A 10,457-nucleotide genomic window follows, 5' to 3' on the forward strand; every position below is an offset into this window, starting at 1 on the left:
GAAAGAAGGTGTCAAAATGGCTAAATTACTAATAATGAGTGTAGTAAGCTTTTGTTTTATATTTCTATTGTTAGTATTTTTTAGGTACATATTAAAACGCTATTTTAATTATAGTTTAAATTATAAAGTTTGGTATCTAACTGTGCTTGCTGGATTAATTCCTTTTATCCCAATTAAATTCTCTTTTATAAAATTTAATAATGTGAATAATCAAGCGCCCACAGTTGAAAGTAAGTCACACGACTTGAACCATAACATAATTACCACCAAACCTGTTCAAGAGTTCGCAACAGATATCCATAAGTTTAATTGGGATTCAATTGATAATATCTGCACAGTTATTTGGATAGTTTTAGTTATTATTTTAAGTTTTAAATTTTTGAAAGCCTTATTATATCTTAAATATTTAAAGAAACAGTCACTTTATCTAAACGAAAATGAAAAAAATAAAATAGATACGATACTTTTCAACCATCAATATAAAAAAAATATTGTGATTCGAAAAGCAGAGGCTATTCAATCTCCAATAACTTTTTGGTATGGGAAATATATTATTTTGATTCCTAGTTCATATTTTAAAAGTGTAATTGATAAAAGACTAAAATATATAATACTGCATGAATATGCTCATGCTAAAAATAGAGATACTTTACATTTAATTATCTTTAATATCTTCTCTATTATTATGAGTTACAATCCATTAGTACATATTGTAAAAAGAAAGATAATTCATGACAATGAAGTAGAAGCCGATAGATTTGTCCTTAATAATATTAACAAAAATGAATTTAAAACTTATGCGGAATCTATTATGGACTCCGTATTAAAAACCTCATTTTTCAACAAAAATATATTAAGCCATTCATTTAATGGTAAAAAATCATTACTCAAAAATAGATTAATTAATATAAAAGAAGCCGATCTGAAAAAGCAGTCAAAATTAATTCTAATTTTTATTTGTATTTTTACTTTTTTTATCATGATAATTCAAAGCCAGTTTTTAATGGGGCAATCCTTAACTGATTATAATTATAAAAAGCCCTTACAAAGCGATTACCAAATTTTAGATGAAAGTAAAAATTTTGGTTCAAATAGTGGATCTTTCGTTATGTACAGCATGAAGAAAGACAAATACTATATTTATAATGAAAAAGAAAGTAGAAAAAGATATTCTCCTGATTCAACTTACAAAATTTATTTAGCACTGTTTGGACTTGACCGTCATATTATAAGTGATAAAAATTCACGTATGTCATGGAATCATAAACATTATCTTTTCGAGTCTTGGAATAAGGAACAAGATTTAAATACAGCAATGCAAAATTCAGTTAATTGGTACTTCGAACGTATTAGTAATCAAATACCAAAGAACTATACTGCGGCTCAACTCAAGCAATTAAATTATGGTAATGAAAATTTGGGAAGTTATAAAAGCTATTGGATGGAAGATAGTTTGAAAATATCTAATCTTGAACAAGTAATAGTTTTTAAAAATATGATGGAACAAAATAACCATTTTAGTAAAAAAGCAAAGAATCAATTATCTTCTTCATTATTGATTAAGAAAAATGAAAAGTATGAACTGTATGGGAAAACAGGTACAGGTATAGTAAACGGGAAGTATAATAATGGGTGGTTTGTAGGTTACGTAATTACAAATCATGATAAGTATTATTTTGCTACACATTTATCAGATGGAAACCCGTCTGGGAAAAATGCTGAATTAATAAGTGAAAAAATATTAAAAGGAATGGGTGTTTTAAATGGCCAATAAGCAAGTTGAAATATCTATGGCTGAATGGGATGTTATGAATATAATATGGGATAAAAAATCAGTATCAGCTAATGAAATTGTAGTTGAAATTCAAAAATATAAAGAAGTTAGTGATAAAACGATTAGAACATTAATCACAAGACTATATAAAAAAGAGATTATAAAACGATACAAATCAGAAAATATTTATTTTTACTCATCAAATATTAAAGAAGACGATATTAAAATGAAAACTGCTAAAACCTTTCTTAATAAACTGTATGGAGGGGATATGAAAAGTTTAGTGTTGAATTTTGCGAAAAATGAAGAATTAAATAACAAAGAAATTGAAGAATTGCGAGATATTTTAAATGATATTAGTAAAAAGTAATTAGAGGTATGTTTCAAACATAATACATATGTAAACTATGCTTGACTCTTATTAAATTAGTTTTGTTAATGACATTTAAAATATATTATTAAAGATGAGAGTGTACAGAAAATAACCATTTTCTGTACACTCTTCTTTTATGTCTAAATAAGTAAGAATTACATAGGATTATGTGTTCAAAAACCCAACAAAAAATCTATGTTCATAAAAGACCTTGTAATTAAGTTATGGTACACTGAAGATGTATATAGGAGGTTTGTATTTTGAAAATAGGTTATGCAAGAGTTTCAACTGGATTACAAAATTTAAATTTACAGGAGGATCGATTAAATACATATGGTTGTGAAAAGATATTTAATGACCATATGAGTGGTTCAAAAAGTAAAAGACCTGGTTTAGATAAAGCAATTGAATTTGCGAGGTCAGGAGATACGATTGTTGTTTGGAGATTAGATAGATTGGGACGTAATATGGAGGATTTAATCACATTAGTTAATGAGCTTAACGAACGAGGTGTAAGTTTCCATAGTTTAGAAGAAAATATAACAATGGATAAATCAAGTTCAACTGGACAATTATTATTTCATTTATTCGCAGCATTTGCAGAATTTGAACGTAATTTAATTTTAGAGCGTTCTTCAGCTGGCCGAATTGCAGCACGTGCTAGAGGCCGATATGGAGGCAGACCAGAAAAATTAAATCAAAAAGATTTAAACTTACTTAAGACCCTTTATGATAATGGCACGCCAATTAAGACAATTGCAGAACAGTGGCATGTTTCACGTACAACAATTTATCGTTACCTCAATAAATTGGAGGACAAGGAAGATGAAAAACAAGGAGAAGTATCTAACTAATTTTTCTGAAGCCAAACGTAAAAAAGCTACTCAAAAGTACAATATTATAAAACCTTTTATCCTAGGCGAACAATCTTTATCAAGTATTTCTAAAAGTAAAGGGATTGCGTTAAGCACCCTTTATAGGTGGAATAAGTCATATAAAGAACAAGGACTTAAAGGACTAATCTATGCGACAAGAGCTGATAAAGGAACACGTAAAATAGAACCAAAGATAATTGATGAAATTGAACGCCTTGCGCTTATGAATAAAAGAAATAGTATAGCCACAATTCATAGGAAAATCACTAATTACTGTAAAGAAAATAATTTTGATATACCAAGTTATAAACAAATTTATAGTGTTATTAAAGCGATGCCTAAGTCTGTTATTGATTTCTCTCATCAGGGTGAAAAATACTATCAAAATAAGTACGATTTAATACAAATTAGAGAATCCTCGAGACCCAATGAAATATGGCAAGCAGACCATACTTTGCTAGATATCTTTATATTAGACCAAAAAGGTAATATCAATAGACCATGGCTAACTATTATTATGGATGACTATAGTCGTGCAATTGCAGGCTATTTCTTAAGTTTTGATGCCCCCCAATGCTCAAAACACAGCATTAACACTACACCAAGCAATATGGAATAAAAATGATACCAATTGGCCAGTGTGTGGTATACCCGAAAAATTCTACACAGATCATGGAAGTGACTTTACTTCACATCATATGGAACAAGTCGCTATTGATTTGAAAATTAACTTGATGTTTTCGAAAGTTGGTGTTCCTCGTGGTCGTGGAAAAATAGAACGATTCTTTCAGACAGTTAATCAAACTTTCTTAGAACAACTGCCTGGATATATAAACAATAATGATACTCCTAGTAATCTAATAAATTTTCACAATTTTGAAGAAAAATTACGTTACTTTTTAATTGAAGATTATAATCAAAAAGAACATAGTACTATTCATACCACGCCTATCAGTCATTGGAATAGTAATCACTTTTTCCCTAATATGCCAAGTAGCTTAGAACAACTTGATTTATTATTGTTGGAAATACCTAAATCTAGAAAAGTTCATTCAGATGGCATTCATTTTCAAGGTTTTCGATACAGTAATACTAATCTAGAAGCTTATGTAGGTGAATATGTACTGATTCGTTATAACCCAAATGATATGGCTGAAATACGTGTGTTTTATAGAGATGAATTTCTTTGTACTGCTATATGTCCAGAAATAGCTGATTACTCCATAGATATAAAAGACATACAGCACGCTCGTAGTCAGAGAAGAAAACACTTAAAACAAAATATTGCTAGTCCAAGTACCACGGAATTAATTAAGGAAGAAAAAAATTGTGGTTATTCACCTCAAGAAACGACTAAAAACGTCAAAAAATTAAAGAGATATCGTAATGACTAAAAATCAAAATTTCATTGAAACGAAAGAGTATAAACGCTTTGCTGAATTTTGTGATGCTTGTATTAAATATCAGTATATTGGTATATGTTATGGTCAACCTGGTGTCGGAAAAACTTTATCGTCTAGGTATTACACAAATTGGGATACTATTGAAAAACAAGTTAACCATAGAGGTTGGGAAGATTTAGCTAGTAAAACGACCGATGACATACTATCGGTGGATAAAATATTTTATAATGCACCAGCAGAAAAACAAACTAAATTAAGGAATGATTTATATAGTATTACTGCAATCATTGATTTGGGTCAAAAATTACATGTTGTAAATAAGTATGGACATGAACATAGTAAACATTATAGTGATATGTTTAAATATATTGATTTAATTATAGTAGATGAGATTGATCGCCTTAAAGTGCAACATTTAGAGCAATTAAGAGCTATTTATGATGAACATAATTTAGCAATGATATTTATTGGTATGCCGGGTATAGAGAAAAAACTATCTCGTTATCCTCAACTATATTCGCGTATAGGTTTTGCGCATGAATTTGATAATCTAAGTAAAGATGAGACGCATCATATATTAGAATATAAGTGGCAAGACTTAGGATTTGATTTAAAACTCGAAGACTTTACTGATTATGAGGCAATAACGACGATTATTAAAATTACAAAAGGGAATTTTAGGCTGATTCATCGTTTATTTGCGCAGATAGACAGAATTATGGATATAAATGGTTTAGATAAAATAAGTACAGAAGTTGTAGAAACAGCTAGAGATAGTTTAGTTATAGGTATTCGATAATAGAAAAAGCAACGCATTTTAATATAGTGCGTTGCTTTTCTCATTTATTAGGTAAAGTCATTCTCATATATCGAGTAAAGTGACAACAATTATATATGTATGATTAGGGTGTACCACAAGTAGACATATAGACAAATATTTTTACTTTTTAGCGCTTTTAACATTATCAAAAGGATTATTTAACTTATGTTTAATACTAACTATTTATACTTATTAAAATAGAGTTAAATTTTATTGAAAGGACTCATTATGATGGCTATAAAATTTATAAGACAATACGATGAAAAGGATTGTGGTCCTACTTGCCTTGCCATGATTTCACAGTTTTATGGTAAGCGTGTATCTATCCCACGTTTGCGCGAATATGCTAAAACAGATAAATTAGGTACAAATTTATATGGTCTCGTACAAGCAGGTAAAAAGATTGGTATTGAGTTAACTGGCGTAAAAGCTGATTCCTTTGATGATTTAAAACAAGCACAATTACCAGTTATGGTACATATTATTAATCAACAAGGTTATGATCACTATATCATTATTGAAAAAATAAAAAATAACACGCTTTATATTGTCGATCCTGCTAAAGGTAAATATAAGTTATCAAGTACTGAATTTGGAAAATATTGGACTAATATTGCTGTATTAATTGATAAAACAGATGATTTTACTACTGACAATGAATCACCCTCGTATCTTAATATTTTTATTGATATATTTAAAAATAATTATGGAAAGTTGTTATTTATTGCTTTTATCTCACTATTTATTAATATTGTTGGTATTGTCGGGGCTCTATATTTTAAATTATTAACCGATCATATTATTCCATCCAATGTTCTTAAAAATTTACATATTATTAGCTTCGGTATTTTACTTTTATACATAATCAATGCACTCATTAATTATTTAAGGTTTCAACTTATCTTACATTTAAGTTTGAAAATCGATGTTAATTTAATGAAAGATTATTTTTATCATGTTTTACATCTTCCGATGAACTTTTTTGATACACGTAAATCTGGCGAAATCCTACAACGTTTCATGGATACATCTAAAATTCGTGAAGCTTTATCATCTTCAACGGTAACGTTGCTAGTTGATACTTTCATGATTATTATCGGTGCTATATTACTTTATATGCAAAGTCCTTTGTTACTACTGATAACAATTATTTTTATACCTTGTTTTATTATTTGTAGTTACACTTTACGTAAACCTTTTGAAAAATATAATCAAAAGGTGGCTGAAAAAGATGCTGAATTGAGTTCATATTTAATAGAATCCTTTGATGGTAGTAATACTATTAAAAGTTATCAATCTGAAGACGATCGTTTCTACATTGGTACTACTAAATTTAATGGTATTATTGAAAACTTATTAAAACTGGGTAGATTTTCTAATATACAATTAACGGTTAACAACTTTTTAAAATTAACTATCAGTCTTGTTATATTGTGGCTTGGTAGTTACTTAGTCATGACGGATAGTATGACGTTAGGTAGTTTATTAGCTTTTAATGCCTTAACTATTTATTACCTTGATCCTATTGAACGTCTCATAAATATTCAACCAACACTGCAATCTTCATTTGTTGCAGCACGTCGTATTGCTGAAATAACTGATTTAGAGACCGAAACTGAATTATATACTTCTAAACAACCTTATACTTTTAAAAACAACATTCGCATTGAAAATGTAAACTTTCAGTATGGCTTTCGAAGTGTGGTATTGAAGGATATTAATTTAAATATTAAAAAAGGGCAAAAGGTTGCTATTGTTGGTGAAAGTGGTAGTGGTAAATCAACTATAGGTAAGTTACTCAATCGCTATTACACTGCTTCAGAAGGTAATATTATGATTGATAACTATATTATTGATGATATTGATCTTTCTGACTTACGTAAGAATATAGGCTATGTTTCACAAAACACATTCCTTTTTGCTGATACAATTAAAAACAATCTTTTACATGGTAGCAATAAATACAAAAGTGATGAAGATATCGTTAAAGCTTGTCAATTAGCAGAATCCTTAGATTTTATACAGAAATTCCCAGATCAGTTTAACACTATGTTAGAAAAAGAAGGAGCTAATCTATCGGGCGGACAAGGCCAACGCTTATCTTTAGCACGTACATTTTTAAAAGATCCTGATATATATATTTTCGATGAAGCTACAAGTGCCTTAGATAGTTTAACTGAAAACAAAATTATGGAGCATATTGACTTACTAACTCAACATGGTAAAACCGTAATTATTATTTCACATAAATTAAGTACTATAAAAAATGCTGATAATATCTATGTTTTAAACGAGGGTCAAATTGCTGAGAATGGTACACATGATGAGTTGATTCATTTAAACGGTATATATAAAAATTTATGGCAACTTCAAATGAAAATAGACTGATTTTATATTAATATACTCTATTTATTAAATATATTTCGATAATAAAAAAAATAAACTCAAAAAAAAGCTCACTTAACTGTCTATTTACATTCTCTTTATATTCAAATGCTAATTTATAAGATGTAAGATGAAATTACTTAAAGGAGGACTATTTCAATGGAAACACTAAATGAAAAACAATTAAAAGATATCAATGGTGGTCGTGAAACTGGTTGTTCTGGTGATTTTGTAGAAGATGGAATAATGTGCAATATCGGACAAGGTATTGGTAAAGCAATTAATAAAGTACGAGGAAAATAATTTAAAGGAGGACTATTTCAATGAAAACACTAAATGAAAAACAATTAAAAGATATCAATGGTGGTAAAGGGATTGTTGGTGAAGTCACTGGCGAAGTCACTAGTATTGGTAATGCCATTTCAAATGGTTGGCATGATTTAAAACAGTCTGTCGCTGATACTACAAAATAGGACTCATTATTTAAATTAAAAAAGTCTGGGTAATAACCCAGACTTTTTTAATTGTTCGACTTTAAATAATTAAATTATCTATATATTATTTTAATATAACAAAATTAATTATCTTATTAAGGTTATATGCTATTTTTTATTCTTCTTTTATTCTCTTTTCTGTTTTTGGTTGTAGAATATATAGTATACGTGGGTTGAGCGTATCTGTTGTCATCTTGTAGTTGCTTATTTAAACACGGTAATTGTACTACATATGGATGCTCATTATATAACATCATTAATATAGTTAATGCTTCCCCATCATTTAATAATCCCTCTTGATTTTCTTTCCAATATTTAGCCATTTTTGCATCTTTTATTTTTTTAATAACCAATGATACTGTTTGCAATTATCGAAGTTACTAGTAAAAAGAAAGTAATAGATGATTATAGACAATAAAAAGTTTTTTGATTCTTGTTTATATATTCTTTACTCGCTTTTTTATCAGTACCTTCTAGCAATACATCATTTAACGGAAAACTAAATTCTGAATACAAACACTTAAATATTTCTATACTATAACTTATGATACTACTCAAAGATACCCATTTTTTAATATAAGTGTTTTGCATTCTTCTACTAACCAGTGTTATAATTTAGACAACAAGAGCTTCGTACATTATATGCACCAATCCCCTCACTACTCGCAATAGTGAGGGGATTTTTAGGTGTTGGCTAATATCGCCTATTTTTTCTTATTGTTACGTGTACGTAGCCAATGCGTAAATAACGCAACAATACAACCACTGATGACTGTGGTCGTGATGTGAACAAGAGCTTCGACCATCTGATATGCACCTCCTCTCTGCGTCTAAATTGACGCCTGAGAGATAGGCGACCTGTATATTATATCATCTCTGAATAAGGGATAATAGATAACTTCCGATAAGTCATTTTATGTTATATCTTTGCTTTTTTATAGTATCAAGACAAGAAGAAACTCGTTTCACTCGTTTCAAAAACCCTCCTGATTTTTAGAGAAAAATTCTTTTATTTCATCGTCTTTAATAAAATAATATGCCATCTTTCCCTTTTTATAAAAATCAAGTACATCATTTTTATATAAAAGTCTTAAATGATGTGAAGTTGAAGCAACACTTATTTTCAATATCAAAGAAATATCACAAACACACAACTCATCTTCTTTAATCAAAGATAATATGATTTTCAATTTCTTCTCATCACAAATTTTTTCTAAAATGTTAAGTAATTTCTTAGATTTATCATCTTCTAAAAAACTTAAAGCATTGTTAACTTTATCCTCATGTACACAGATCACATCACAAGCATTTTCATAACTCATATAAAATCGCACCCTAAATTAAAATATAAATCCTAAAATTGTTTGAATAGTATCATTTTCAATAATAATAAATAAACCTAAAGCTATATAAATAACAGCCATAATCCAACGACTAAATTTCTCAACAATTTCTCCAACTCCTGGAATATTAGATAATTTTTGTGCAGTAAATACCAAGAAGAAAATTAAAATTAAAAAGACAAACAGAGTAATTAATAAATTAGTAACACTTAATGTCACAAAATACGGAACAAATAAACCAATATTATCAGCACCACAACTTGCTATCGTAACAATTGCAACCGTACCAACTAATTTAGACAATCCTTTTTCATTCAATTCTTTTTTAGCTCTCTTTTCTCCTTCACAATCATCATAAATAGCTACTTTAATTCCTAAATAAATCGGTATTAACCCTAATAATCCTAATATCCATTTTTCAGGAACATAATTTAAGACAAAGGCAAAGAATAAACTTACGACAATCAATGCCACAGATCCTACATATTGACCAATATAAATATCTCGATATTCTTTCTTAGTCTTTGCTCTAGCAAAAAATATTAATAAAATCACTAATAAATCTACTGCTGTCGCAATATAAAGAATAGCAGCAGTTACAATAGTCTGAATCATAATTACACCTCATTCAAAAATATTTTTGAATGTATTATAACTTATGTTTTCAAATAATCATAGATGCTTTATTCCAATTGCTTTATTGACGTTGAGCCTCGGAACCCTTAACAATCCCAAAACTTGTCGAATGGTCGGCTTAATAGCTCACGCTATGCCGACATTCGTCTCCAAGTTTAGTTAAGGGTTCTTCTCAACGCACAATAAATTTTCTCGGCATAAATGCCGTGTTATAATTAAAATACTTTTGGTTCTGTTGCAAAGTAAAAAATATAGCTAATCACTAATATATCATGTCAGTGTTCGTTTAACTTGCTAGCATGATGCTAATTTCGTGGCATGGGGAAAATCCGTAGATCTGAAGAGACCTACGGT

Annotated in this window: 11 protein-coding genes and 1 pseudogene; 8 read left to right on the forward strand and 4 right to left on the reverse strand. The window is 28.9% G+C overall.

What is annotated here, in order from left to right:
• The first annotated feature begins 16 nt into the window (after positions 1-16).
• From blaR1 to IDG63_RS13160, 8 genes and pseudogenes are all read left to right on the forward strand, one after another.
• Entirely contained in the window at positions 17-1,774 is a 1,758-nt protein-coding gene (blaR1, locus tag IDG63_RS13125) for a beta-lactam sensor/signal transducer BlaR1 (protein ID WP_001096385.1), read from the forward strand.
• The gene (blaI, locus tag IDG63_RS13130; RefSeq protein ID WP_001284653.1) at positions 1,764-2,144 is read left to right on the forward strand and encodes a penicillinase repressor BlaI; all 381 of its coding nucleotides are present in this window, start codon (positions 1,764-1,766) and stop codon (positions 2,142-2,144) included. The genes blaR1 and blaI overlap by 11 nt, the downstream gene beginning before the upstream one ends.
• Before the next feature lie 263 nt (positions 2,145-2,407).
• Positions 2,408-3,001, forward strand: a complete 594-nt coding sequence (locus IDG63_RS13135; RefSeq protein WP_000690638.1) for a recombinase family protein — start codon at positions 2,408-2,410, stop codon at positions 2,999-3,001.
• Positions 2,973-4,416, forward strand: a pseudogene (locus tag IDG63_RS13140) (transposase). The gene IDG63_RS13135 and the pseudogene IDG63_RS13140 overlap by 29 nt, the downstream one beginning before the upstream one ends.
• Positions 4,409-5,224: an AAA family ATPase gene (locus IDG63_RS13145; protein WP_000164958.1), complete on the forward strand. Its 816-nt coding sequence runs from the start codon at positions 4,409-4,411 to the stop codon at positions 5,222-5,224. Before IDG63_RS13140 ends, IDG63_RS13145 begins: the two are co-directional and overlap by 8 nt.
• Positions 5,225-5,476: 252 nt before the next feature.
• Positions 5,477-7,633, forward strand: a complete 2,157-nt coding sequence (locus tag IDG63_RS13150; protein WP_002504102.1) for a peptidase domain-containing ABC transporter — start codon at positions 5,477-5,479, stop codon at positions 7,631-7,633.
• Positions 7,634-7,789: 156 nt separating this feature from the next.
• Positions 7,790-7,933, forward strand: coding sequence for a hypothetical protein (locus IDG63_RS13155; RefSeq protein WP_002504103.1), 144 nt, complete (start codon positions 7,790-7,792; stop codon positions 7,931-7,933).
• Between the two features lie 20 nt (positions 7,934-7,953).
• Positions 7,954-8,103: a bacteriocin gene (locus IDG63_RS13160; RefSeq protein WP_002504104.1), complete on the forward strand. Its 150-nt coding sequence runs from the start codon at positions 7,954-7,956 to the stop codon at positions 8,101-8,103.
• 122 nt (positions 8,104-8,225) lie between these two features.
• Here the strand turns inward: IDG63_RS13160 and IDG63_RS13165 are convergent, their stop codons facing one another.
• From IDG63_RS13165 to IDG63_RS13180, 4 genes are all read right to left on the reverse strand, one after another.
• Complete coding sequence (locus IDG63_RS13165; RefSeq protein WP_002504105.1) at positions 8,226-8,447, reverse strand: hypothetical protein; 222 nt, start codon at positions 8,445-8,447, stop codon at positions 8,226-8,228.
• A gap of 381 nt (positions 8,448-8,828) precedes the next feature.
• A complete protein-coding gene (locus IDG63_RS13170; RefSeq protein ID WP_000228874.1) occupies positions 8,829-8,930 on the reverse strand; it encodes a type I toxin-antitoxin system Fst family toxin in 102 nt (33 codons plus the stop codon).
• Between the two features lie 168 nt (positions 8,931-9,098).
• Positions 9,099-9,446 (reverse strand): ArsR/SmtB family transcription factor, encoded by a 348-nt coding sequence (locus IDG63_RS13175; protein ID WP_002441960.1) that lies wholly within the window; start codon positions 9,444-9,446, stop codon positions 9,099-9,101.
• 18 nt (positions 9,447-9,464) lie between these two features.
• Entirely contained in the window at positions 9,465-10,082 is a 618-nt protein-coding gene (locus IDG63_RS13180; RefSeq protein WP_049394661.1) for a CadD family cadmium resistance transporter, read from the reverse strand.
• Between the last annotated feature and the right edge of the window lie 375 nt (positions 10,083-10,457).

Origin of the sequence: Staphylococcus sp. EG-SA-14 (assembly GCF_017151935.1) — a bacterium.
GTDB lineage: Bacteria > Bacillota > Bacilli > Staphylococcales > Staphylococcaceae > Staphylococcus > Staphylococcus aureus.

Coding starts and splice junctions, on each gene's coding strand:
- IDG63_RS13145 (WP_000164958.1), top strand. CDS start 4,409: ATGACTAAAAATCAAAATTTCATTGAAACGAAAGAGTATAAACGCTTT.
- IDG63_RS13180 (WP_049394661.1), bottom strand. CDS start 10,082: ATGATTCAGACTATTGTAACTGCTGCTATTCTTTATATTGCGACAGCA.
- IDG63_RS13170 (WP_000228874.1), bottom strand. CDS start 8,930: ATGGTCGAAGCTCTTGTTCACATCACGACCACAGTCATCAGTGGTTGT.
- IDG63_RS13165 (WP_002504105.1), bottom strand. CDS start 8,447: ATGGCTAAATATTGGAAAGAAAATCAAGAGGGATTATTAAATGATGGG.
- IDG63_RS13150 (WP_002504102.1), top strand. CDS start 5,477: ATGGCTATAAAATTTATAAGACAATACGATGAAAAGGATTGTGGTCCT.
- IDG63_RS13155 (WP_002504103.1), top strand. CDS start 7,790: ATGGAAACACTAAATGAAAAACAATTAAAAGATATCAATGGTGGTCGT.
- IDG63_RS13160 (WP_002504104.1), top strand. CDS start 7,954: ATGAAAACACTAAATGAAAAACAATTAAAAGATATCAATGGTGGTAAA.
- blaR1 (WP_001096385.1), top strand. CDS start 17: ATGGCTAAATTACTAATAATGAGTGTAGTAAGCTTTTGTTTTATATTT.
- blaI (WP_001284653.1), top strand. CDS start 1,764: ATGGCCAATAAGCAAGTTGAAATATCTATGGCTGAATGGGATGTTATG.
- IDG63_RS13175 (WP_002441960.1), bottom strand. CDS start 9,446: ATGAGTTATGAAAATGCTTGTGATGTGATCTGTGTACATGAGGATAAA.